This window comes from Mesobacillus campisalis (assembly GCF_000986785.1).
In the GTDB taxonomy this organism is placed as follows: domain Bacteria; phylum Bacillota; class Bacilli; order Bacillales; family Cytobacillaceae; genus Mesobacillus_B; species Mesobacillus_B campisalis.
In genome coordinates, this window is record NZ_LAYY01000003.1 from 99107 (window position 1) to 124237 (window position 25131).

At 47.0% G+C, this 25131-nt stretch carries 25 protein-coding genes and 1 riboswitch; of the genes, 1 reads left to right on the plus strand and 24 read right to left on the minus strand.

Annotation, left to right across the window (positions count from 1 at the left end):
- Positions 1-45 precede the first annotated feature (45 nt).
- Complete coding sequence (locus WQ57_RS03720) at positions 46-999, plus strand: M23 family metallopeptidase (protein ID WP_420912373.1); 954 nt, start codon at positions 46-48, stop codon at positions 997-999.
- 57 nt (positions 1000-1056) lie between these two features.
- Here the strand turns inward: WQ57_RS03720 and WQ57_RS26100 are convergent, their stop codons facing one another.
- The 24 genes from WQ57_RS26100 to WQ57_RS03830 form a co-directional block, all read right to left on the minus strand.
- Positions 1057-1161 carry a methionine/alanine import family NSS transporter small subunit gene (locus WQ57_RS26100; RefSeq protein ID WP_084820138.1) on the minus strand — a complete coding sequence of 35 codons (105 nt, stop codon included), beginning with the start codon at positions 1159-1161 and terminating at the stop codon, positions 1057-1059.
- Positions 1162-2673, minus strand: coding sequence for a sodium-dependent transporter (locus WQ57_RS03725; protein ID WP_046522385.1), 1512 nt, complete (start codon positions 2671-2673; stop codon positions 1162-1164).
- 284 nt (positions 2674-2957) lie between these two features.
- Positions 2958-3722: a sporulation protein YunB gene (gene yunB / locus WQ57_RS03730; RefSeq protein WP_338151889.1), complete on the minus strand. Its 765-nt coding sequence runs from the start codon at positions 3720-3722 to the stop codon at positions 2958-2960.
- A 113-nt stretch (positions 3723-3835) separates the two neighbouring features.
- On the minus strand, positions 3836-4138 hold the full coding sequence (locus tag WQ57_RS03735) for a YunC family protein (RefSeq protein WP_046522387.1): 303 nt from the start codon (positions 4136-4138) through the stop codon (positions 3836-3838).
- 67 nt (positions 4139-4205) lie between these two features.
- A complete protein-coding gene (locus WQ57_RS03740; protein WP_084820139.1) occupies positions 4206-5567 on the minus strand; it encodes a bifunctional metallophosphatase/5'-nucleotidase in 1362 nt (453 codons plus the stop codon).
- A gap of 50 nt (positions 5568-5617) precedes the next feature.
- Positions 5618-6463 carry a DUF72 domain-containing protein gene (locus WQ57_RS03745; RefSeq protein ID WP_046522510.1) on the minus strand — a complete coding sequence of 282 codons (846 nt, stop codon included), beginning with the start codon at positions 6461-6463 and terminating at the stop codon, positions 5618-5620.
- A 592-nt stretch (positions 6464-7055) separates the two neighbouring features.
- On the minus strand, positions 7056-8453 hold the full coding sequence (gene sufB / locus WQ57_RS03750; protein ID WP_046522389.1) for a Fe-S cluster assembly protein SufB: 1398 nt from the start codon (positions 8451-8453) through the stop codon (positions 7056-7058).
- 76 nt (positions 8454-8529) lie between these two features.
- Positions 8530-8973, minus strand: a complete 444-nt coding sequence (gene sufU / locus WQ57_RS03755; protein WP_046522390.1) for a Fe-S cluster assembly sulfur transfer protein SufU — start codon at positions 8971-8973, stop codon at positions 8530-8532.
- Positions 8963-10192, minus strand: coding sequence for a cysteine desulfurase (locus WQ57_RS03760; protein WP_046522391.1), 1230 nt, complete (start codon positions 10190-10192; stop codon positions 8963-8965). The genes sufU and WQ57_RS03760 overlap by 11 nt, the downstream gene beginning before the upstream one ends.
- Positions 10192-11499 (minus strand): Fe-S cluster assembly protein SufD, encoded by a 1308-nt coding sequence (gene sufD, locus WQ57_RS03765; RefSeq protein ID WP_046522392.1) that lies wholly within the window; start codon positions 11497-11499, stop codon positions 10192-10194. Before sufD ends, WQ57_RS03760 begins: the two co-directional genes overlap by 1 nt.
- 19 nt (positions 11500-11518) lie before the next feature.
- Complete coding sequence (sufC, locus tag WQ57_RS03770; RefSeq protein ID WP_046522393.1) at positions 11519-12304, minus strand: Fe-S cluster assembly ATPase SufC; 786 nt, start codon at positions 12302-12304, stop codon at positions 11519-11521.
- 240 nt (positions 12305-12544) lie between these two features.
- Complete coding sequence (locus WQ57_RS27550; protein ID WP_479494826.1) at positions 12545-12718, minus strand: YuzK family famiily protein; 174 nt, start codon at positions 12716-12718, stop codon at positions 12545-12547.
- A gap of 272 nt (positions 12719-12990) precedes the next feature.
- Complete coding sequence (locus WQ57_RS03775; RefSeq protein ID WP_046522394.1) at positions 12991-13848, minus strand: MetQ/NlpA family ABC transporter substrate-binding protein; 858 nt, start codon at positions 13846-13848, stop codon at positions 12991-12993.
- Between the two features lie 13 nt (positions 13849-13861).
- Positions 13862-14530 (minus strand): methionine ABC transporter permease, encoded by a 669-nt coding sequence (locus WQ57_RS03780; RefSeq protein WP_046522395.1) that lies wholly within the window; start codon positions 14528-14530, stop codon positions 13862-13864.
- Positions 14523-15548 (minus strand): methionine ABC transporter ATP-binding protein, encoded by a 1026-nt coding sequence (locus WQ57_RS03785; RefSeq protein ID WP_046522396.1) that lies wholly within the window; start codon positions 15546-15548, stop codon positions 14523-14525. The genes WQ57_RS03780 and WQ57_RS03785 overlap by 8 nt, the downstream gene beginning before the upstream one ends.
- Positions 15549-15751: 203 nt before the next feature.
- Positions 15752-15860, minus strand: a riboswitch (SAM riboswitch).
- Between the two features lie 109 nt (positions 15861-15969).
- The gene (locus WQ57_RS03790) at positions 15970-17286 is read right to left on the minus strand and encodes an O-acetylhomoserine aminocarboxypropyltransferase/cysteine synthase family protein (RefSeq protein ID WP_046522397.1); all 1317 of its coding nucleotides are present in this window, start codon (positions 17284-17286) and stop codon (positions 15970-15972) included.
- Between the two features lie 152 nt (positions 17287-17438).
- Positions 17439-17750: a thioredoxin family protein gene (locus tag WQ57_RS03795; protein WP_046522398.1), complete on the minus strand. Its 312-nt coding sequence runs from the start codon at positions 17748-17750 to the stop codon at positions 17439-17441.
- A 7-nt stretch (positions 17751-17757) separates the two neighbouring features.
- The gene (locus WQ57_RS03800; protein WP_156183042.1) at positions 17758-18108 is read right to left on the minus strand and encodes a toprim domain-containing protein; all 351 of its coding nucleotides are present in this window, start codon (positions 18106-18108) and stop codon (positions 17758-17760) included.
- Between the two features lie 167 nt (positions 18109-18275).
- Positions 18276-18515 carry a YusG family protein gene (locus WQ57_RS03805; protein WP_046522399.1) on the minus strand — a complete coding sequence of 80 codons (240 nt, stop codon included), beginning with the start codon at positions 18513-18515 and terminating at the stop codon, positions 18276-18278.
- Positions 18516-18643: 128 nt separating this feature from the next.
- On the minus strand, positions 18644-19024 hold the full coding sequence (gene gcvH / locus WQ57_RS03810; RefSeq protein WP_046522400.1) for a glycine cleavage system protein GcvH: 381 nt from the start codon (positions 19022-19024) through the stop codon (positions 18644-18646).
- Between the two features lie 56 nt (positions 19025-19080).
- Positions 19081-19440, minus strand: a complete 360-nt coding sequence (locus WQ57_RS03815; protein ID WP_046522401.1) for an arsenate reductase family protein — start codon at positions 19438-19440, stop codon at positions 19081-19083.
- A gap of 151 nt (positions 19441-19591) precedes the next feature.
- Entirely contained in the window at positions 19592-21376 is a 1785-nt protein-coding gene (locus WQ57_RS03820; protein ID WP_046522402.1) for an acyl-CoA dehydrogenase family protein, read from the minus strand.
- 54 nt (positions 21377-21430) lie between these two features.
- A complete protein-coding gene (locus WQ57_RS03825; protein WP_046522403.1) occupies positions 21431-22606 on the minus strand; it encodes an acetyl-CoA C-acetyltransferase in 1176 nt (391 codons plus the stop codon).
- Between the two features lie 96 nt (positions 22607-22702).
- Positions 22703-25084, minus strand: a complete 2382-nt coding sequence (locus WQ57_RS03830; protein WP_046522404.1) for a 3-hydroxyacyl-CoA dehydrogenase/enoyl-CoA hydratase family protein — start codon at positions 25082-25084, stop codon at positions 22703-22705.
- Between the last annotated feature and the right edge of the window lie 47 nt (positions 25085-25131).

The window sequence follows — 25131 nt, forward strand, 5'->3', positions numbered from 1 at the left end:
ATTCCTGTGAGGTATTTTATTGCATTGGTTGTCTGTTTTTCCTTGATCATACCCAACTTCACATCGAAGGCCTTTGCCGGAGAGCAGGAGAATGTGTATGAGAGAAGAATGGAATTGTATAAAAGAGTCGAAGCGGTAACCAACCTGCCATGGTACTACATGGCGGCCATTGATCAGTATGAACGCAGCATCCGTCTGGCCAGAAAGGACCTTCCAAAAGCGGAAGGTCTTTCGGGAATTTACTTTCGGCCCGAGGAATGGGCTGGATTGCTAAACCCTGATATTCAAGATACAAATCCAGTTTCAATCCAATTCTTCAATGGCATAGGCTTTGACGGAAACGGGGACGGCAAGGCGGATGTCAGGGATGACGAGGATGTACTTCATGCGTTTGCTCAATACCTTTTAACCTATGGCACAGACCACGACAACATTAAGATTGGCCTGTGGAACTATTACAAACGCGATAAAACCGTCGGCATTATCATTGGAAAAGCTAAAATATACAAACATTTTGGCCGCCTTGACCTTGAGCAGCATGCCTTCCCTGTTCCTTTGAGAAGCAATCACAGCTATAAGAACACCTGGGGTGATGCCCGCGGCTGGGGAGGCCGAAGAATCCATGAAGGGACAGATATTTTCGCCGGATATGGAGTTCCGGTCCGGGCAACAGGATACGGCATTGTCGAAATGAAAGGCTGGAACCGTTTCGGCGGCTGGCGTGTCGGCATCCGGGACATCAACAATACGTATCATTATTTTGCCCATCTGAGCGGCTTCGCCAAGGACCTGCAGGTTGGCCAGGTCGTGGAGCCGGGCCAGGTGATTGGTGGGGTAGGAAGCTCAGGCTACGGGCCGCCGGGTACATCAGGTAAGTTTCCGCCGCATTTGCACTATGGCATGTACAAGGACAACGGATATACGGAATGGTCATTTGACCCTTACCCGCATTTAAGATTATGGTCCAGGGAGGAAAGGGCGCGTCTTAAAAAAGGATAACCCTCCTGACTGGAATAAAACAGGACAGTCTCGATCTATCCGAGACTGTCCTGTTTTTTATTTTGCTTTTGATTTTCTTGCTGCATGAGCCAGACTCGCTGCAAGGCCTCCCCAAATTATGACCATTCCGGCCAACATCATGACTACTGCACTAGCGTCCATTTATTTTGAAACCCCCTTGTCTTTTGGAATTTCATATGCGGTTGAGTCCCACTTCTTCCATTTTGCAAACAGGATTCCAACTATAATTGCCCCTATTGCCACGAGCCAGCCGAAGTAGAAGTTAAAGCTGACTGGGTATCCTCCATAGCTCGTTTTCAAATCTGTCATGACGTTCATTACCATCATGACTCCAAGAACTGCCGGAGTGATATACTTCAGGCAGATGTTCCACCAGCTGCCAAGTCGAATGTCGGAAATTTCATTGGCATGGTCACGCAGGTTATTAAGTTCCCTGGCAATCCAAACTACGATAATGATTTCAACAAGCCCGGCAAACGCAACTCCATAGTTATTAATAAACGCGTCTACTGTATCAAGGAAGTTGAGTCCCCCTTGAGTAGCAAACAGGATTGAAATCAGTGCGGAAAGACCTGCGCCAATTGCCACAGCTTTTGTACGGGAAACATTAAATTTATCCTGGAAACCTGCAACGTAAGTTTCTACGATTGAAATGAGCGATGTAAGTCCCGCAAGCGTTAAGCAAACGAAGAATACAACCCCGAACAACCCGCTGAATGCCGGAAGTTCATTAATGATCTGCGGGAATACCGCAAACGCTAGAATTACACCCTTGCTGACAACTTCATCAACTGCAACCCCTTGCTGGGAAGCCATAAAGCCGAGGGCTGCAAATACACCAATCCCGGCAAGCAGTTCAAAAGAAGAGTTTGCAAATCCCGTAATAAAAGCGTTATTTGTAAGATCCGACTTCTTTGGAAGATAGCTTGAATACGTAATCATAATCGCAAATCCAATCGATAAGCTGAAGAAAATCTGGCCATAGGCAGCCACCCATACTTTTCCGTTAAGGATTTGATCCCAATTCGGCTTGAAGAAAGCATTGATTCCCTCAACAGCTCCATCAAGCGTTAAAGCGCGGACAACAATCACAAGGAATAATAAAACAAGTGCAGGAATAAAAATTTTGTTCGCGGCTTCTATACCTTTTTTAACACCCTTAAACAGGATAGCCATTGTAATGGCCCAGACAATGACCAGCGGGAAGAATACTGATGGTACAAGACTTCCAACCTGGCCGGCATCGACAACCTTCAAATAGTCACCCACGAGGAATGTCAGCGGGTCTCCGCCCCATTGCTGGTCTATGGAGAAATAGGCGTAAGCCATGGCCCAGGCAATAATTACAGCATAATAGGTTGAAATAACGAAAGAAACTGCCAGCTGCCACCAGCCAAGCCATTCGGAGCCCTTTCTCATCCTCGCAAAGCTTAACGGTGCGGAGCCCCTGTATTTGTGCCCGATTGTAAATTCCAGGATCAAAAGCGGAATTCCTGCCGTCAATAACGCAAATAGGTACGGTAGGAAAAAGGCGCCGCCGCCATTTTCATACGCTACTCCCGGAAAGCGCCAGATATTTCCCAACCCAATTGCCGATCCGACAGCAGCAAGTACGAACCCAGCCCTTGTGCCCCATTGTGGACGATTTTCCATAAAAGAGATACCCCCCTGATATCTTTCCTTCCCTTCTATATTTAAAAGAAGAGTTGGAACTTTTTATATTTTCAGATTTCTTTTTTCCTGAGATTAGTATAGCTTGGTTTTTTTCTTTTGTCAAAATAATATTTACAGATTATTATTAAAATTTTTTATTCTTTTGTTTTTATTGATATAGCAGGAGTTCAGATGCGTTTTTTGCAAGAAAAGCTGCCCTTGGATAGAGACAGCTTTTATTATTGTTTTTTATACAAACATGTAATTAATTATGCGCCTGGCAATTACTCATTATTCTTTTTTGAAGGCAATTCCACTGCTGGCGGTACTCCTCCGCCGCCATTGTTAAAAAACTGCGGAACCTCACCTGGATGCAGGAAACCGCCGATCGGGATGTCTTCCTGGATGGTCGCGATTTCAGTTGCGAACGGGATGATAATCTGGACATTCACAATGATCCTGATGGATGCATCAATCCAAGTATTGTTGATTCCAAGCGGCTTTTGATTCCAGACCACATCTGAAATAACGTCGCCAATTGCGGTAAATTTGACAGGGATCCTGGGGCCATGGTTACCGAGGAGCGCATTTTTGGTCGCCTGGCCAAGCGGGACATAATAGACCATCCCATCTTCAGACTTAGCCTGTTCCGTCTCGAATTCAACATCTGCCAATGATTCAAGTGCTGATAGATTCCCTTTTTGCGCTTCATTGATATTCATCTGGACAAGACTTACTGTCTCTGCCTTTATCTTATTTAAAACTTCAGCGTTATACTGAATGACCGTCCTGTCTCCCCCGTCAATCGGCACATATTCTATCAGGTCAGTGGTTTGCATCCCACTGACAACCTGCTCGTTTATAGCCTTGTTTATGACAAGGGTTGCGATTTTCCTTGTCTGCGATTCAGCATAGCTCATCAAGGTTGGTTCAATTCCTTTATCAATCAGCCAAAGCCCGCCCACAGTTGAAAGGGAAAAAAAGAGCAAGGTTATCAACAGCACATGCCTGAATGGCAAGGGCCCTTTCCGCCGCAGCCGCAGGCCCATCTTTGCCAAAATAAATCCCCCCTTTACAAGCATATGTATGCAGAAAAAGGAGGACATAGGCTAAAAAAGTGTTAAATTAACGGAAAAAGCAGCCCGCTATTGGACTGCTTTTCTCATATCATTTTCTCGAGCGCGGCCTTGCCTGTCATTCCTGCCGTGATTCCAAGGTTTTCAGCTTCGATAGTTACCGACTCAAGCGGGGCTTCAAGCAATTCTTCAATGGTTTTGACGCCAACCGCCCTTCCGGCAATCACTTTCCGGTCTTTCAGTTTTTCATTTAAAAGGGCGACATCAAGCGCGCCGCACATAATATATCCTTTATCGCTTGTTACCACAAGCAGGTTGGTTTTTGGCAGTCTGACAGTAATGCTTAAAAAGGTATGGCCCTCGAGCTCGATTGGTGACACTTCAATCATGGGCAGCTCAACTCCTTTCCTTGTACTACACTCTATGTAGTACCAAGTGAAAAGGTGAAACTTTGTCTTAATTGTAGAGCTGCAAGATTTTCCATTTCAGCAGGTCGCGCAGGAATTCGGGGAGAAAGTAGGTTTTATGCTTAGAGCGGTATATCTCCGGAAAAAACCTGCCGAACGTAAACATATCCGGAATGGCAAGCGTGTAGAGTTTCTTTGGTTCCAACGGTTTATGGCCAATTAATATTTTCTGATCGGAAAACTCGACACAATCATATACAAACCTGCCCATAACGGTACCGCGGAATCCAAGGCCCTTGATTTGGAGATGTGGCCACTTCTCATCTTTCGTCTGGAGGAGCACTTCTTTTAATTCGGCTCCTGTTAACTGAATGGTGCAAGGATTGATTGGGTGAGGGCAAACCGACAGAAGGTCATATTCCGTAAGGGGTCCCTGCTCAAGGCTGTGGAGCAGCAAGCCGGCATTCAGGAAAGCACAATCGGCTTCGCACCACTCCCTTAAAGTCCTGCAGAGCAGGTCCGCCAGCGGCGAATCTTCAAAACTGCTGGCTGCCAGCTTTTGCGGCAGCTTTAAAATCGGGCTGGACAACAGGTCCTTTCCGCGCTGATAATAGCTCTCGATCTGCTCGCTTTCCCTTTCCGCGGCATCCCATTCGTTCATATCATATAATTGTGCCTTCTTGGACCGGATTTCCTTCGTCTCCTGCTCAATTTCAATCATGACATGTCCGGTAAATTGGCCGTACTTCCCGGCAGCGCCAAGGAGAGCATTTCCGGCTTTCTTTCCTTCATGCAAAATATGGTGCGTGTGCCCACCGAGAATGAGATCAATTTCAGGATATTTTTCACCAATGATTTCATCTTCGTTGATCCCGAGGTGGGAAAGGAGAATGATCAGGTCGGTTTCCTTCCGCAGGCTGGCAACGCAGGAAGCCAGTTCTTCCATCGGATCTGACACCTTCCATCCCAGCATATCGTAAAAGGTACTGAAATTGGCTGTGAGGCCGATGACACCAATCCTTGTTCCAGACTTTGTTATGTACGTTTCGTAAGGCTGGGCCCATACCGGCCTGGTGCCGTCCTTCCGGTAAAGGTTGGCAATCAAAACCTTGAACTGCTTTTTCTCATACATCGAGTCCAGGTCCTCATAAGGCATCGTTATTCCTTCATTGTTGCCAATGGTAACCGCATCATAACCAGCCTGGTTCAGGAGTTCGGTATTGCCCTTCCCGCGCGTTGCATCTGATAAAGGATGCCAGCGGTCCATATGGTCGCCGATGTCAAAAAGGAGAACCTCATCTCCTTCCTGCTCATGCCATCTTCTCCTTTCTGTGACAAGGTCGTGGATTCTCGGCCAATGTTCAAAATGGCTGTGAAGGTCATTCGTATGGTATATATGTAAAACTTCCAATAGTCTCAATCCCTTTACTAGAAAAGTGAAGCGTTGCCCGTTTCCGGTTATTAAAATAGATCCAGCTGTCTTGGGGCAAGGCCACTATAATCGATATTGAGGATTTCAAGCATATGCCGGGCATTGTCTGCCGCATCCCCGCCAGAGTTATTGTTAAAGACGGCATAAACATCTTCAGCCTCATTTTGAAGCTTTTTTAAATAATCGGCCCATTCCTTCAGCTCGGTATCATTATATCGATATAAATAACGGACTTCCCGCCAATTGTCCCCCGCAGTCTTGTTCCAGCCATGCACATTCCGGCCATGGAACCTCACCAGAACTTTATCGGGAGAGGTGGATGTAAGGACAATTGGAACAGACCCCTGTCCTGCCTGAGGTTCATCACAGATGCTGTGAATCCAGTTCTCCTGCTTCATGAATTGAAGTGTTTTATGCTCCATTTCCCCGGCAAACCAGGACTGGTTACGAAACTCAAGGGCACATGGGGTGTCTCCCATTTGCTCGCGGCACCAGCGCAGCAGTTCCACATTCTCACGTTTGCACTCGAACCAGGGCGGAAACTGGAATAGGACCATCGCAAGCTTGGAAGCTTCCTGATAGGGCTTAAGCGACTCACGAAAGGCCGCAAACATCTCCGATTTGGAATCGAAGGGCATTTTGCCTCGCTGGTGGCCAGTCATCCCCTGATAGGCTTTTACAATGAATTGAAAGGACTCAGGAGTATCCTGCACCCATTTTTCCGCATTTTTGACCGGCTGGATCGCATAGAAGGAGGCGTCCACCTCCACGATCGGAAAATGGCTGGAATACTCTTTTAATTTATCCCTTGGTGCGACCCTTCCGCCATATAAGCTGTCGTGGTCGCCCCAGCCTGTTAAACCTATGTGAATCATGAACGCACCTCCAAAGTATATAATATCATATTCAACCTTTTCCCGATTTTCAAATCTTTTTACCCGAATGAGGAGTGACAGAAACAACATGTGGTCCTCCCTGAGTAGGATGGGTATTTTTGCGGATGTTTTTTTATCTTAAGGGTTTGTCAGTGCCTTTTTCTCCTGCTTTTCCTGGTTTTTGGGTCTTGAGAAAGGCTGTCAGTGCCTTTTTTTCCGGATTCCCCTGTTTTTTGGGCACTGAGAGAGGCTGTCAGCACCCTTTTTTCCAGCTTCCCCCGATTTTTGGGCACTGAGAGAGGCTGTCAGTGCCTTTTTTTTCAGCTTTCCCCGATTTTTGGGCACTGAGAGAGGCTGTCAGTGCCTTTTTTTCAGCTTTCCCTTACTTTTGGGCACTGAGAGAGGCTGTCAGCACCCTTTTTTCCAGCCTCCCCCGATTTTTGGGCACTGAGAAGGGCTGTCAATGCTTCTTTCCGGCTCTCCCTTACTTTGGGGCATCAAGACCGTCTGTACTCTTAAAAAGATCCCCAAAGCAAAAGAAAGCCGCCTGCTGTTCATGCAGGCGGCCTTTTCCTCTATCTCCAAAAATGAATTAACCGATGGAACCTTCCATCTCAAACTTGATCAGACGGTTCATTTCAACGGCATATTCCATTGGAAGTTCTTTTGTGAAAGGCTCGATGAAGCCCATTACGATCATCTCTGTTGCTTCTTCTTCAGAAACTCCGCGGCTCATCAGGTAGAAGAGCTGTTCTTCGGAAACCTTCGAGACCTTCGCTTCATGCTCAAGCGAAATATTGTCATTCAGGATTTCGTTATAAGGAATTGTATCGGAAGTAGAGCTGTTATCCATGATCAGCGTATCGCACTCGATGTTGGAACGGGCGCCATCCGCTTTGCGTCCGAAGTGGACAATTCCGCGGTACGTAACCTTTCCGCCCTGCTTTGAAATTGACTTGGAAACGATTGTGGATGATGTGTTTGGCGCAAGATGGATCATTTTCGCACCTGCATCCTGGTGCTGGCCTTTTCCGGCAAGGGCAATGGAAAGAGTCATTCCTCTTGCTCCTTCGCCTTTTAAAATAACCGCAGGATATTTCATCGTCAGCTTGGACCCGATGTTGCCGTCGATCCATTCCATCGTGGCATTCGCTTCACATACCGCACGCTTTGTAACAAGGTTGTATACGTTGTTGGCCCAGTTCTGGATCGTTGTATACCGGCAGTAAGCATCTTTTTTGATGATGATTTCAACCACCGCACTATGCAGGGAGTTGGTTGTGTACACAGGAGCCGTACAGCCTTCGACGTAGTGTACATGTGCACCTTCATCAACAATGATCAGGGTACGCTCAAACTGACCCATGTTTTCGGAGTTGATGCGGAAATACGCCTGAAGCGGAGTATCCACTTTGATTCCCTTTGGCACGTAGATGAACGAGCCGCCGGACCATACTGCAGAGTTGAGGGCTGCAAACTTATTATCAGTCGGCGGAATTACTTTTGCCCAGTGCTCACGGAAAATATCTTCGTTTTCCTTAAGGGCGGAATCTGTGTCCTTGAAGACAATTCCCAGTTCTTCAAGGTCTTCCTTCATGTTGTGGTAAACAACCTCGGATTCGTACTGTGCGGAAACACCTGCAAGGTATTTTTGCTCAGCTTCCGGAATACCAAGCTTGTCGAATGTGCGCTTGATTTCGTCCGGAACCTCATCCCAGGATTTTTCCGACTTCTCGGAAGGCTTGACATAATAAGTAATTTCGTCAAAGTTCAATGAATTTAAATCTCCGCCCCATTGCGGCATTGGCATATTGTAAAAATGCTCAAGGGACTTCAGGCGGAAATCAAGCATCCACTGAGGCTCTTCCTTCATCTTGGAAATCTCTTCAACGATTTCACGAGTCAATCCTCGTTTAGACCGGAAGATGGAAACGTCTTTATCGGCAAAGCCATATTTATAATCACCGATCTCAGGCATTTTTTTAGCCATCGTCGAATTCCTCCATTCTTATTGAAGCAGAAGTTGTCTGCTTCCCTTGTTTTTCCTCTCGTGTCGCGCTGAAAGCTTATTGGCTGTCTTCGTTCAGGCCTTTTTCCATCGCTTTCCATGCAAGGGTGGCGCACTTAATTCTCGCCGGGAATTTGGCTACACCCTGGAGAGCTTCAATATCGCCCAAATCCAGGTCCTCTTCGTCATATTCCTTGCCCAGCATCATATCAGAGAAAATCTTTGAGAGCTTGATTGCGTCTTCTACGGTTCTCCCTTTAATGGCCTGCGTCATCATAGAGGCTGATGACATCGAAATGGAACATCCTTCCCCTTCAAACTTCGCGTCTGATACCTTTCCATCTTCGACTTTCATCGTCAGCTGGATCCGGTCCCCGCAGGTCGGGTTGTTCATGTTGATTGTCAGGCTGCCATCTTCCTCAAGGATCCCTTTGTTCCGCGGGTTTTTATAATGATCCATGATGACTTGGCGGTACAGGGTATCTAGGTTATTAAAAGACATCGCTGAAATACTCCTTTGTTTTGACAAGTCCAGCAACCAGTTTATCAATATCATCTTCCGTGTTATACAGATAGAAACTTGCCCGGGCAGTGGCCGACACGTTCAGCCATTTCATCAGCGGCTGGGCACAATGGTGTCCGGCACGCACGGCAATTCCCTCTGCATCCAGCACGGTAGCCACATCATGCGGATGGACATCTTCCAGATTGAAGGTGACGACACCTGCACGGTTGGATGCATCCTTAGGGCCGTAAATAGTCAATCCTTCAACAGTGGACATCTTCTCCATGGCATAGGCAGCCAGTTTGTGTTCGTGAGCCTCAAGATGCTCCATCCCTACTTCATTGAGGAAGTCGATTGCCGCTCCCAGGCCGATGGCGCCAGCTATAATCGGAGTACCGCCTTCAAATTTCCACGGCAGCTCTTTCCAGGTTGATTCGTACAGGCCGACAAAGTCGATCATCTCTCCGCCAAATTCGACTGGCTCCATTTGTTCCAGCAAATGCTTCTTGCCATACAAGACCCCAATTCCAGTAGGGCCGCACATCTTATGGCTTGAAAAAGCAAAGAAATCACAATCAAGGTCCTGGACATCGACATTGAGATGCGGTGCACTCTGAGCTCCGTCTACTACCATGATGGCGCCATTTTCATGGGCAATCCGGGCGATTTCCTTCACCGGGTTAATCACGCCGAGTACGTTTGAAACCTGCATGACTGAAACGATTTTCGTGTTTGTTGTGATCGTATTTTTCGCATCCTCAAGAGAAATGCTTCCATCTCCCTGAAGAGGCAGGTATTTCAGCGTGGCGCCAGTCGCTTTGGCCACCTGCTGCCACGGAATGATATTGCTGTGGTGCTCCATATAGGAAATGACAATTTCATCCCCCTCACTTAAATTTGCGCGTCCATAGCTGGCTGCAACAGTATTAAGGGAGGTGGTTGTTCCTCTTGTGAAAATCACTTCCTGAATGGATTTTGCATTAATGAATTTCCTTACCTTTTCACGGGCACCTTCGTAGCCGTCTGTCGCCCTGGTACCAAGAGTATGAACTCCACGGTGAACGTTGGAGTTGTATTCGCGGTAATATTTATCCAAAGCTTCAATCACTTGGACAGGCTTCTGGGAGGTTGCCGCACTGTCAAGGTAGACTAGCGGATTCCCGTTGACTTCCTGGTTCAGTATCGGAAACAGTTCACGAATCTCCCGGGCGTTCATTATTTAACTTTCCTTTCAATCACTTCAACCAGCTGTTTCTTGACTCCTTCGATCGGAAGCTCGTTAACGACTGGAGCAAGGAAACCGTGAATCACAAGCCTTTCTGCCTCAGCTTGTGAAATTCCGCGGCTCATCAGGTAATACAATTGAAGTGGATCTACCCTGCCAACGGAAGCAGCGTGACCGGCTGTCACATCGTCCTCATCAATCAAAAGGATTGGGTTGGCATCGCCGCGGGCCTTTTCACTCAGCATCAATACGCGGGACTCCTGCTCTGCGTTCGATTTTGAAGCACCGTGTTCGATTTTCCCGATACCGTTAAAGATTGAAGTCGCACTGTCTTTCACAACACCGTGCTTTAAAATGTAGCCTTCGGAACGCTTTCCAAAATGGACAATGTTCGTCGTGAAGTTTTGAACCTGCTCGCCGCGGCCAACCACTACGGTTTTTGCATCGCCATAAGAGCCGTCACCGACAAGGTTTGTCACATTCTCGGATACTGTGTTTCCATCATTCATCATGCCAAGTGCCCATTCGATCCTCGCATCACGGGCAGCGATGCCGCGGCGGTTGACATAGGTTGTAACACCCTTTGCCAATGTGTCGACAGCGCCATACTGGATTCTCGCATTGTTTCCGGCAACCGCTTCAGTAACGATATTGAACTGGCTGTCCGCTTGCGGAACCGTTGAAATGTAGTTTTCTACATAAACTACAGAGCTGTTGTCTTCTGCCACAACCAGTACATGATTGAAAACATTGGCTTCTGCATTGTCGTGCACGAAAATGGCTTGGACCGGCTGGGTGATCTCCACATTTTTAGGAACATAAAGGAATGCTCCGCCATTCATGAAAGCAGCATGCAAGGCTGTCAAACGATGCTCATCACTTTTAACAGCTGTCATGAAATATTTTTTCAGCAATTCGCCATGTTCGCGGGCTGCTGTGAAAATGTCGGTAAATACGACACCTTTTTCCCGCAATTCCTTGGATACGGAAATGTAGGCGGGCTTATTGTTACGCTGGATATAAAGGCTGCTGTCCTTCGCTTCCAGGTTCACAAGGGCCTTCACGTCCTCCGGCAGCTCATCGAGGCTTGCGAATGCTTCGCTCTTTACAAGCAGATTTGCAAACTGGGTGAAGTTCCATTTGTCAATCTTGGTTTTATCCGGTCTAGGCATCGGAAGCGCATCCGCTTTTTCCAGAGCCTGTACACGCAATTCTGTCAGCCAGTCCGGCTCATTCATATCTTTTGAAAAGGAAGTAATATATTCCTGATCAAAAGGCAGCTTTGTTTCAGTAGTCATATTGATCCTCCCCTAAGGCTTACGCTTCCTGCCCAACTGTTTCGTCTTCGATTCCCAACTCTTGCTTAATCCAGTCGTATCCTTCGGCTTCCAGACGTTGTGCAAGCTCTGGTCCGCCGGACTTGACAACTTTGCCCTGCATCATGACATGTACATGATCAGGTGTGATATAATTTAACAGGCGCTGATAGTGTGTGATGATCAGGCAGCCGAAATCGGAACCGCGCATTTCATTGATTCCATTGGAAACAACCTTAAGCGCATCGATATCAAGCCCTGAGTCGATTTCGTCCAGGATGGCGATTTTTGGTTCAAGCATCATCAATTGCAGGATTTCATTGCGTTTCTTTTCACCGCCGGAGAATCCTTCGTTAAGGTAACGCTGAGCCATGTTCGGATCCATCTCTAGGAATTCCATTTTGGAGTCCATTTGACGGATGAATTTCATCAATGAAATTTCCTGTCCTTCTTCACGGCGGCTGTTGATTGCGGAACGAAGGAAGTCAGCATTGGTCACACCGCTGATTTCACTTGGATATTGCATTGCAAGGAACAGACCAGCGCGGGCTCTTTCGTCCACTTCCATTTCAAGGACGTTTTCACCATCTAAAGTGATGCTTCCGCTTGTGACTTCGTATTTCGGATGTCCCATAATAGCTGAAGACAATGTCGATTTACCTGTTCCGTTCGGCCCCATGATGGCATGGATTTCGCCACCTTTGATTTCAAGGTTTACACCTTTAAGGATTTCTTTGCCTTCAATCTCAACATGAAGGTCCTTAATTGATAATACAGATCCACCCATAATTCTTACCTCCATTAATAAGAAAAGATATTTATCCGTTTTAACGGTTATCCTTTTCATTCTCACTTTATTCTCATTACAATCTTATAACAAATTAAATCTAATGGCAACCGTTAAAGGCCTTAATGTTTCGGTTGAAACCAGTGAGTTTCATCCGTTTATTTTTAGCAAACAGGGAGTTTTTCATGTATATATAGAAGAAACCAGTGCTATTATAACACTGGTTTCCTTTTTACCAAATCAATTGGAATGGACTTTTCGTTCGATATCGGATAAAATTCTCTGGCTTTGCAAGTAATCTTCCTCACGTCTCTGTTCAACCTTCATTCTTACCTCATGCTTGGCACAATATACTTCCAAACATACACCGTGGGCACTTTGCATTGCTTTGTCCATTCTATCCGTATAGTTCATCTGTAGAAAACTAATAACGAATCATCCCTTCATATTTTCGCTCGCAGGCGTTTTTTTTACATTAATATCGTAACACTCCTTCTTTACCCTTCACAAAGTCGAAAAAACCGGAAATTTTTGGCTAAGGGGGGCTGAATGAGGCTCAGCACCCGCTAATCCGGCCTATTCGTAAAATTCTGGGGATTTAAAGCTAGTTTCTTCTATTCATTAGGTTATATCGGCTGAAAACCTGACTATAAAAAAAACGGGCATAAGCCCGCCTTTCTTTAAAGCTATTCCGATACCGGGACAACGGCACCTTCATATTTTTCAAGGATGAAGTCCTGGATTTCCTGAGAACGAAGTACTTCTACGAGAGTCTTGATGGCTTCCTTGTCCTTGTCGCCTTCCCTGACTGCAATGACATTAACGTATGGGGAGTCGCTCTCTTCGATGGCGATGGAATCTTCAAGCGGGTTCAAGCCTGCATCAATTGCATAGTTGGAATTGATCAGGACCGCATCTCCTTCGCCATTATTGTAGATTTGCGGAAGTAGTGCCGCTTCATACTCAGCATCAAATTTCAGGTTCTTGGGATTTTTAACCACATCCTCAAGTGTGGCTTTGGTTTTGTCGACGCCTTCTTTAATCGTAATCAAACCTTCCTTTTCAAGCAGGGAAAGCGCGCGGCCATGGTCTGCCACTGAGGAGCTAAGGATGATTTGGGCCCCATCAGGAAGGTCTTCAAGGTTCTTTACCTCTTGTGAATAAATGCCAATCGGTTCAATGTGGATGCCGCCTGCATTTTCAAATTTGTAGCCATGCTCTGCCATTTGGGCTTCAAGGTAAGGGATGTGCTGGAAGTAGTTCGCATCCAGTTCTCCGGAATCAAGCGCCTGGTTAGGAATGACATAGTCCTGGAATGTTTCAATATTAAGAGTGATGCCTTTTTTCTCCAAGAGCGGCTTTGCCTCTTCAAGGATTTCCGCATGCGGCACGTTGGAGGCACCAACAGTCAACTCCTGGGTTTCAGCGTTCTCTTCGCTCGTTCCGCCTTCATTTGCCTGGTTGCCCTCGTCTCCGTTTGTTCCGCACGCTGCAAGAACAAGAATGAAAACTGCTGCAAAAATTGTACTAAGCCATTTTTTCATGTTTTACACTCCTTTAACGTTTGTCTAGTTTTGATGTTATATAGTCACCAATAAATTGGATAACGAACACGATCGCCAGAATAACAACCGTAGCAAACAAGGTTACATCGCCGCGGCCCCGCTGGAAGCCTTCAAGGAATGCCAGGTTTCCAAGTCCTCCCGCCCCGATTACACCAGCCATTGCCGTAAACCCGACAAGGGCAATGGCCGTAACAGTAATGCCCGATACGAGGGCCGGCATTGATTCTGGCAGCAGAACCTTCCAGATTACCGTACTTGTTTTTGCTCCCATTGACCGTGCAGCCTCGATGACGCCTTTATCAATCTCCCTTAGTCCTATTTCTACCATTCTTGCGTAGAATGGGGCAGCACCAATTATGAGAGCCGGCAACGCTGCATTTTCGCCAATCATCGTTCCCATGATGAACTTAGTAAAAGGAATTAATAAGACAATCAGGATGATAAAAGGAATAGATCTGAAAACATTGACGAATGTACTGATCACCAGATTAACAGGCCTGTTTTGCCAAATATTCCCCTTCGCTGTCAGGAAAAGCAATAAACCAAGTATAATGCCCAATACAAAGGTTGCAAGAACAGAGATTGCCGTCATATATAGAGTCTCCGTTGTAGCTTCCCACATCCTGTCCAACTTTACATTAGGAAAGAAGGTTTCAAGCATTTGTAATCACCTCCACTCCTACTCCCTGTGAGGACATATACTTAATGGCTTCCAGGCTGACTTCCTCTTCACCATCAAGATGGATGAATAAAGTTCCATAAGCCCCTTCCTGTGTCTGGGTGATTTTTCCTTGCAGGATGTTCACCATAACCGGGTAGTTCCGGATTGTATTCGTGATCAATGGCTGTTCTGCGCCCTCTCCGACAAAAGTAAGCTGCACCACTTTTCCATGAGGATAGCGCTGAAGCAGGTGCTCAACCGTTTCTTTTGTCTCTTCCGGCTCGGTCACCTGCTGGACGAACCTTTTAGTAATAGGCTGCTGGGGATTTTTAAATACATTCAGGACGGGGCCTGACTCTACTATTTTTCCGCCTTCCATTACGGCAACACGATGGCAGATTTTCCGGATAACGTGCATTTCATGTGTGATGAGCACAATGGTCAATCCCAGACGCCTATTAATATCTACCAGAAGGTCAAGGATGGAATCCGTTGTCTGTGGATCAAGAGCCGAAGTCGCTTCATCACAGAGAAGCACCTTCGGGTTATTAGCCAGCGCACGTGCAATTCCAACCCTCTGTTTCTGGCCGCCGCTCAGCTGGGAGGGATAAGCGTCACCGCGGCCATCCAGACCTACAAGGCTGATCAATTCGTTTACCTTCTTTTCCCTCTCCTGCTTAGCTACTCCTGCTATTTCAAGCGGAAAAGCGATATTTTCCGCTACTGTCCTTGACCACAATAAATTAAAATGCTGGAAAATCATCGAAATTTCCTGCCTTGCCCTCCGAAGTTCAGCTCCTTTTATCCGGGAAACTTCGCGTCCAGCCACATTAATGGTTCCTTCGGTGGGAATCTCCAGTCCATTCAGCATCCTGATCAGTGTGCTCTTCCCAGCACCGCTATAGCCGATGACACCAAAGATTTCTCCCTCTTCTATTTCAAGGTTGACCTTATCGACAGCCTTGACATCGCCATTTCTGGAGGCATATGTTTTAATGACATCCTTGATTGAAATCAAATTTGTTTCACCCTCTCTTATTCCCAATAGCTTGACCGCTAAACAAACCGATATACTAGCTTAAGGAAGCCCCCTTGGCTTAGCTTTCCTGTACCGTGAAGAAAACATTCAAACTACATCACGGCGCCAAGGCGGCAACCATCCGTTTGCATAATAAAAGCCCTCCTGCAGCGAGCAGAAAGGCATGATATTTAAAAACCTTTCTCTCATCTCCCAAAGCATTCGCTTTGCGTGAATTGGCACCATTTCAATACGAATATTGACGGTTGCCGGGCTTCATAGGGCACTTCCCTCCACCTCTCTTGATAAGAGCGATATATATAATTTTTGTTTATGCGGATTAATAATACGAGTGTGATTCTATCACGGAATAAAAATGGGTGTCAACAAAAATATATTACATGAATCGTTTCCACTTTTTTCAGGCCTGCTGGTTTGCCGGTGCAGGAATACCTGTTGCCTGCTGGATGGCTTGTTCAAGGTCCGCAATCAAATCATCAACATGCTCAATGCCTATCGACAGCCGGATGAGGTCTTCCGGAACTCCAGCAGCTTTTAATCCCTCCGCGTCAAGCTGCTGGTGGGTCGTGCTGGCCGGATGGATGATTAAGCTTTTTGCGTCTCCGACATTGGCAAGGTGGGACCATAGTTCAACCGAATTAATCAGTTTTGCACCGGCTTCCCGTCCGCCTTCAATACCGAAAACAACAACGGAGCCAGCCCCTTTTGGCAGGTACTTTTGGGCAAGCTTCTCATCAGGATGTGACGCATGGCCAGGATAGGATATCCAGGAAACAGCCGGGTGGGCCTCAAGATACTCTACTACTTTCCTTGTATTGGCTATATGCTCTTTCATGCGCACATGCAGCGTTTCCAGGCCAAGGGTGAACTGGAACGCATTTTGCGGGCTGAGAGCTGGGCCGATATCACGCAAAAGCTGGACACGGGCTTTCGCGATAAAGGCAGCTGCACCGAGGGCTTCGCTGTAAACGAGATTATGGTAACTGGCATCAGGAGTTGTGAATCCAGGGAACTTTGGTGAATTCCAGTCAAACTTGCCCCCATCCACGATAATGCCTCCCAATGCCGTTCCATTGCCTAGCAGCCATTTAGTGGCTGAGTGAATGACAATGTCGGCTCCATGTTCAATTGGCCGGCAGAGATATGGAGTGGCAAAAGTATTGTCAATAATGAGCGGTATTCCTTCTTCATGGGCAATTTCCGCCGTTTTCCCGATATCAAGAACACGCAAGCTTGGATTGCCGATCGTTTCGGCAAAAATGGCTTTCGTCTTGTCTGTAATGGCGGCACGGAAATTTTCAGGGTCGGTTGAATCGACAAACTTCACTTTGATTCCATAACGGGGGAGCGTAACGGCAAACAAATTGTAAGTTCCTCCGTATAATTGCGAGGCAGAGACTATCTCATCACCTGCATGGGCAATATTTAAAATGGCCATCGTGATCGCCGCCATTCCGCTGGCAACAGCAAGGGATCCAATTCCGCCCTCAAGCATGGCAACCCGTTCTTCAAATACAGTCACGGTCGGATTGTGGATGCGGGTGTATATGTAGCCATTTTCCTTCAATGCAAACAGGTCGGCCGCATGGTCCGTATTTTTGAACTGATAGGCATTGCTCATGTAGATTGGCAGCGCCCTCGCCCCAGTTGACGGATCCGCGGCAAGCCCCCCATGTACTCCCAGAGTTTCCAAATGATATTCCTTTTTCTCAGCCATTTTCCCATCTCTCCTTTTTTTGTTTTTATTAAAAGTTCTGATTATAAAAACAATAACACGAGACAGGAAATCTTGGTAGAAAAAAAACAAAATAGACAATACCCAAGGCATTGTCCTTTCATTTTCCGGGAAATATGTCAAATTCCCGCTGCTTATACTATTTTTTGCTGAATTTGCTCATGCAAAAAAGGGACAGAATGGAAAGCATAAATCTTTTCGACAATTTCCCCGCCGGAGATGAGCAGCAGGCATGGTACGCTTTTAATTTCAAGCCCTTCCGCCAGCCCGGGCATATAATTGAGGTCCGCCTTGCCCAGCGGAAGCTTGGGGTAAAGCTTTTGTACGACCTCGAGCATTTTTGAAGCCATTAGGCATGTACCGCAAAGCGGCGTGTAAAAATACATTAGGCCGGTGCCTCTGTTTTGGATAAATTGTTCAAATTCCGTCTGTGTCCAATCTTTCATCCATTCCTCATCCTTTTTCCAAAAACTCCGCATGGACATCAATGTTTGCGCCAAGCAATACGGTTGCCAAGTGTTTCTCGGGGGCTGTCGCCACTTCCCTGTACATTTTATCAATATAAAGATGGCTGGCTTCCGGGAACTCGCGCTTAAACTGCTTCCTGAGTTTTTCCCCGGAATCGTCCGCGTCAACAAGTATATAGACATCTTTATGAAAAAGGCTCTCAATCAGCTCATCAAGCCGTGAAAGGCCTATTGTGCCATTTGTACAAATGATTTCCACAGGCTCGTTCAGAATGTTCTGGACCTTTCTTTTATCTGAAGAGCCTTCTACAATAATGACTTTATGATTCTCTTCCATCCTGATTTCCACCGCCAGACGACATTACTTTACATTATTATAATCATTTGAACACAGTTTGTGCTGTTTTGCTTTCCTATCTTTATTGTCCTGTTTCCAGAGAGATATTGCAAAAAAATTGCCCTGTAATGGACAAAAAACAGCGGAAGCAGTCCGCTGTTTTTTTTTCAACACCAGCCGCCTTCGTCACAATCAGTATATCTAGGCTCGGACTTAGCCGGAACGGAGACATGCTGGAAGATTCTTTGCTGGTTCGTTTCAAAGTGGTGTTCAAGCTGAAAAGTGCTGCCCTGCGGCAGTGTGATGGTGCCAACCTTTTCATCCTCCAAATACAGCTGGATCTCCCCATTGTTCAATTTGCCGACAATACGGTCGGTAACATCAAGCTTCCGTTGTTCCAATGTCACTCTTCTCACCTCTTTTTTGTCCTTACACGTATTCTGCCCGAACCTTAGCCTGCAAGTAGTGGTAATTAACGGTGAAAAATATATATAGGACAAAAAAAGCATCCCGTAAAAACGGAATGCTTTTTTGCTTATTCATTAATCATTTGGTCATATTCTTCAGAGGACATAAGCTTGTCCACTTCGCTTGCATCGGAAGGCTCGATTACAACCATCCATGCTTTTTCATATGGTGATTCATTCACGAATTCAGGGCTGTCATTCAGGTCTTCGTTAACCTCAACCACTTTGCCGCTGATTGGCGCATAAAGTTCAGACACAGTCTTAACGGATTCCACACTGCCGAATGGCTCATCCGCTGTTAATGTGTCGCCGACTTCAGGAAGTTCCACGAACACGATATCGCCAAGCTCAGATTGTGCAAAATGAGTGATGCCAATACGTACGTTTTCTCCTTCTGTCTTTACCCACTCATGCTCTTTGGAATAACGTAAATCTTTTGGTGTAGTCATTTAATGATCCCTCCAATTAATTTATGATGATTCAATCACCGATGCTTTGCTTTTTCTTACTTCAGCCAATTTTTTTCGTACTCTTCTTCTTTGAAACCTACTGTAACTTTGTTTCCATCAGTCAGCAAAGGGCGCTTGATCAGCATGCCGTCGGATGCCAAAAGATCGAGAAGTTCCGATTCTGATGCTGTTTTCACCTTATCCTTCAACCCGAGCTCGCGATATTTCTGGCCGCTCGTGTTAAAAAATTTCTTCAGTTCAAGCCCGCTCGCCTTATAGAAGCGTTCAAGCTCTTCCCTTGAGGGAGGGCTCTCGACAATATGTACTTCTGTATATTGGATATTGTTGGCATCCAGCCATTTTTTAGCATTCCGGCATGTACCGCATTTGGGATACCAATAAAAAGTTAACGACATTTCACCACCACCCTATCTTTTCCTGACATAGTACCCTCTAAACGGATATTACCATATCCTATAGGCAAATTCTAATATTCCTGAGGAAAATTTTCATTTTTCTTTAAATAAAAACAGGCCACCTCCCGGGGGGCCTGTCATAATCATTTTGTTAGACAACGAAACGTTCAGCTTCAATCAGCCTGTCAGCTGCTTCTCGCTTTTTCGGAATCACATTGATTGGTGTATAGCGTGTCACTTTGCGGAATGCGGACATCAGCATGCGAAGCGTGTCTCCCTCTTCCGCCGCCACAAGTGTTTCTTTGGCATCCTGCTCAATTTTAATAAAGGCTTCCTGGCAGAATATTTGGGTATAGAGAAGTTTTTGCTTGCTCTTCTCGAGACCTGACTTTTGAATGGCCTTCTCGGTTCTAAGAACAACTGATTCCATGGCATAGGCGTTGGAAACGATATCGGCAATATTTACAAGAACCTCCTGTTCCCTGTCAAGGGCCTTGCCAAACTTTTGTGCGGCCAATCCGATTGCCAGCAAGGCAATTTTCTTGGCATTGGCTACAAGATATTTTTCCTGTGCGAGCGGTTCATCGCCTGGCTCTTGGGGCATCATCATCATCAATTCTTCCTGAAGCTGCTGGGCTTTCTGGAACAATGGAAGTTCGCCCTTAAGCGCTTTTCTCATATAGGTTCCGGGAACAAGCATGCGGTTGATTTCGTTTGTTCCTTCGAAAATGCGGTTGATGCGGGCATCACGATAGGCTCGCTCAATTTCGTATTCCTGCATGAAACCATATCCGCCATGAATCTGGACTCCTTCATCCACTACATGGTCCAGTGTCTCCGAAGCAAAAACCTTATTCAGGGAACACTCAATGGCATATTCGGCAACCACTGCGGCCACTTTATTGCCATCATTCAGCTCTTCTTCCGTCATCCGGCCCATGCTGTTCTCATACAGGCCAACTGTGCGGTAGACGGAGCTTTCAGTAGCATAGATTTCAGAAGCAAGAGTAGCAAGCTTTTCCTTCGTCAGGTTGAACTGTGAGATTGGAGTTTTGAACTGCTGGCGCTGGTTGGCATATTTCACAGTCAGCTCGAATGCCTTCTTGGAGCCTCCGATTCCGCCAACTCCCAATTTATAGCGGCCAATGTTCAGGATATTGAAAGCGATTAAATGGCCTTTCCCTGGCTCGAACAGCAGGTTTTCAACTGGTACAGGGACGTCTTCAAGAATCAATGTGCGTGTGGAAGAGCTCTTGATTCCCATCTTCTTTTCTTCCGCACCTGTGGAAACGCCCGGGAACTCCCTTTCAACAATGAAAGCAGAGAATTGCTCGCCATCAATCTTGGCATAAACGACGAACACATCCGCAAAGCCCGCGTTTGTAATCCATTGCTTTTCACCGTTCAGGATATAGTGCGTTCCTTCCGCATTCAGCCTTGCCGTGGTTTTGGCAGCCAGGGCATCAGAACCTGAGCCAGGCTCTGTCAGCGCATAAGCGGCAATCATTTCTCCTGATGCCAATGCAGGCAGGTACTTTTCCTTCTGTTCCTTATTCCCGAAAAGGACGATTGGCAGGGACCCGATTCCAACATGTGCTCCATGGGAAAGCGAGAAGCCGCCAGAGCCTGACATCTTTTCCGTGATCAGGGAAGAACTGATTTTATCAAGCCCCAGGCCGCCGTATTCTTCAGGTACATCCGCACCTAGAAGGCCCAGGTCACCAGCTTGCTTCAAAAGTTTGACAGTCCGGTCAAACTCATGGTTTTCAAGGTGTTCGATTTGCGGACGGACTTCATTTTGGACGAAATCTTCCGTTGTTTTCGCAATCATGATCTGCTCATCGGTATAGTCTTCAGGAGTGAAAATCTGGTCTGGTGTTACCTCCTCCAGCAGGAAGCTGCCGCCTTTAACAATCTTTTCAGTTGGGTTTGCCATTATATAATTCCTCCTTTAGGAATGAATGCTCTTTATCCCGCTTTAAGATTCACTTTATAAAAGTTCAAATACGCCGGCAGCGCCCATACCGCCGCCAATACACATGGTAACGACACCAAACTGCTGGTTGCCGCGCTTCATTTCATGGATGAGCGACAAGGTCAGCTTGGCACCGGTGCAGCCGAGCGGATGCCCCAAAGCAATGGCACCGCCATTTACATTGACGATTTCCTCGTTCAAGCCTAATTCACGGATTACCTGAATGGATTGGGAGGCGAACGCTTCATTCAGTTCGAACAAGCCGATATCCGAAAGCTCCAGCCCGGCCAGTTTCAATGCTTTCGGTATGGCGACGACCGGACCTATTCCCATCACTTCTGGCGGTACTCCCCCAAGGGCGAAGGAACGGAATTTAGCCATTGGCCTAAGCCCTTGGGCTTCCGCCTTTTCCCGGTCCATCACCATGACGGCAGCAGCACCGTCGCTTGTCTGCGAAGAGTTCCCTGCTGTAACGGAACCGGTTATCGAGAAGGCCGGACGAAGCTTCGCAAGCACTTCGAGTGTTGTATCCGGACGGACACCTTCATCCTGGGTGAACTTGAAGCTCTTTTCAACAAGTCTATTGTCTTTGCCAACAGACCGGATTGTTACATCCACCGGCACCGTTTCATCCGCAAACTTTCCTTCATGTAATGCGATGGCAGCACGCTGGTGGCTCCGGACCGCGAATGCGTCCTGTTCTTCCCTGGAAATGCCGTATTTTTTGGCCACTTCTTCCGCTGTATGTCCCATGCCCATATAATACTCGGGAGCACTTTCCGCCAATTTGGCATTCGGGCGGACAACATGCCCCATCATTGGCACCATGCTCATCGATTCCGCTCCGCCAGCGATGATTGTATCGGCATGGCCAAGCATGATTTTTTCGGCCGCATAAGCGATGGTCTGCAGTCCTGATGAACAATAGCGATTGATTGTGACAGCCGGCACTTCGTAGGAGAGCCCTGCAAGCGCCCCGATGTTCCTCGCCATATTCAAGCCTTGTTCTGCTTCCGGCATTGCGCAGCCAATAATCAAATCGTCGATATTTCCTTCATAATTGCCTGCCCTTTTTAATGTTTCTTTGACAACAAGAGCCCCGAGGTCATCCGGCCGGACACTGGCCAGCGAGCCTTTCTTCGCTTTTCCGACGGGAGTTCTGGCTCCAGCAACAATTACCGCTTCTCTCATTCCATTCCCTCTCTTTCAGTAGTTAGGCACCTGCCCAGCCAAAGGCCGGGCACCGCTGTTGTCTTCCATCTATTTTTCTGTCATTCTATAAAATCATCAGTTGCGGAGCGGTTTTCCTTTTATAAGCATATGCTGCATCCTCTGCTGAGATTTCGGTTCGGCAATAAGACTCAGGAATGCTTCCCTCTCAAGATTGAGCAAGTAATCCTCATCGACTTTTGTTCCATATGGAACCTTTCCGCCGGCAATGACATAGGCTATTTTCTGTGCGATCTTGAGATCATGCTCGGAAATGTATCCCGATTGGTGCATCGTCTGGGCTCCCAGAAGGAGTGCGGCGTAGCCTGGCTCGCCTACAACAGGGACTGGCTTCCGGAGCGGTGCCGTATAGCCTTTTTCATGGAGGGCAAGAACGGCCTGCTTGGCGTCATGAAGCAGGTGGTCGCCATTTATGCTGACTCCATCAAACTTGCCCAGGAAGTTATTGTCGCGTGCTTCTTCTGCAGAAGTGGACACCTTTGCCATCGCAATGGTTTCAAACACTTTGTTGGCCACCGCCTGGAGATCGATGTTCACCCCGTTTGGCAAGCCCTCAAGGTGCTTGATGTACAGCTCCTTGTTTCCTCCTCCTCCCGGAAGGAGGCCTACGCCGACTTCCACAAGCCCCATGTAGGTCTCCATTGATGCCTGGACATGGGCTGCAGGCATGCACACTTCTGCTCCGCCGCCGAGTGCCATTCCGAAAGGAGCCGCAACAACCGGTTTTGGGCTGTATTTGATTTTCATCATTGCCTGCTGGAACTGGCGGACAACCATCTCCAGTTCAAAAAAGTTATCATCCTGAGCTTCCATCAGCATCATCGCCAGGTTGGCGCCAACGCAAAAATTCTTGCCCTGGTTGCCAATAACAAGCCCCTTATAGTTCATAGCCACTTCATCAACGGCGTAATTGATCATCTGGATAATGTCCATTCCGATTGAATTGTTTGGCGAATGGAATTCCAGCAATGCCACTCCGTCACCCAGGTCAACCAGGCTTGCTCCGGAATTCTTTTTAATGACGCCCTTTTGTTCCTTAAGCTGTTTCAGGTCAATCACTTTGGGATTGGTTTCAATCGCCCTGTATTCTCCCTGGTGGTAAAAGTAGCGTGTTCCTTCTTCTTCCTTGTAGAAGGAAGTGAATCCCTCTGCCAGCATCTCCTTGACCCAGCCTGGAACCTCCCTGCCTTCTGCTTCCATTTTCCCAACGGTTTTTTCGACACCAAGGGCATCCCATGACTCGAATGGACCCATTTGCCACCCAAAGCCCCATTTCATCGCATTGTCGATGGCGACAATATCGTCTGCAATCTCACCAAGCAGCTTGGCTGAATAGATGTATACCGGGCTAAAAACATTCCAAAGCAATTCACTGGCGCGGTCATTCCCAAAGACAATCGCCTTCATTTTATTGGCGGTGCCTTTTTCCTGCTTGCTGGCTTCTGTGGAAGGCGTCTTCAGTTGTTTTCGGGGGACATATTCCAGCGACTTCGGGTCGAGTTCAAGGATTTCCTTTCCCTGCTTCAGGAAGAATCCCTGACCGGACTTGCTGCCGAGCCAGCCTTTATTCAACATGTCTTTCATGAATCCCGGAACTTCAAATACTTCCTTTTCTTCTCCATCTACCTGCTCATAAACGTTATTGGCCACATGGGCGAAAGTATCAAGCCCCACCACATCCAGGGTGCGGAAGGTTGCGCTTTTCGGCCGTCCGATCAGCGGGCCGGTAACAGAATCCACTTCCCCGACGCTGTAGCCGCCCTTGAGCATTTCACGGACGGTTACAAGCAGGCCGTATGTCCCAATCCTGTTTCCAATAAAGTTCGGTGTATCCTTTGCTACAACTACACCTTTGCCGAGCTTATCCTCACCGAAAGTTTTCATGAATGAAAGAACTTCCGGGTCGGTATCCCTAGTCGGGATGATTTCAAGCAGCTTCAGGTAGCGAGGAGGATTGAAAAAGTGGGTGCCAAGAAAATGCCTGCGGAAATCGTCCGATCTTCCTTCCGCCATCGCTTCGACCGAAATGCCAGATGTATTTGAACTGATGATGCTGCCCTGCTTTCTGTATTTGTCAACGCTTTCAAAAACATCCCTTTTAATATCAAGGTTTTCAACGACCACCTCGATCACCCAATCAATATCCTTCAGACGCGGCATGTCATCTTCAAAGTTTCCAGCTTCAATAAGCGCAAAATTTTTCTTTGAAGCAAGAGGGGCCGGCTTTTGTTTCAGGAGCTTTTGCACGGCACCTTCACTTATGCGGTTGCGGACCTTTTTATCCTCAAGGGTCAATCCTTTAGCTTTTTCCGCCTCCGTTAGCTCACGAGGCACGATATCGAGCAGCAAAGTCGGGATCCCGATGTTTGCCAGGTGTGCTGCAATCCCGGAACCCATGACACCGGAGCCTAGAACGGCTGCTTTTTGAATTTGTCGCATAAAAACTGTCTCCCCCTTTAGCCGAAGCTTGAATGAATACTCATTCA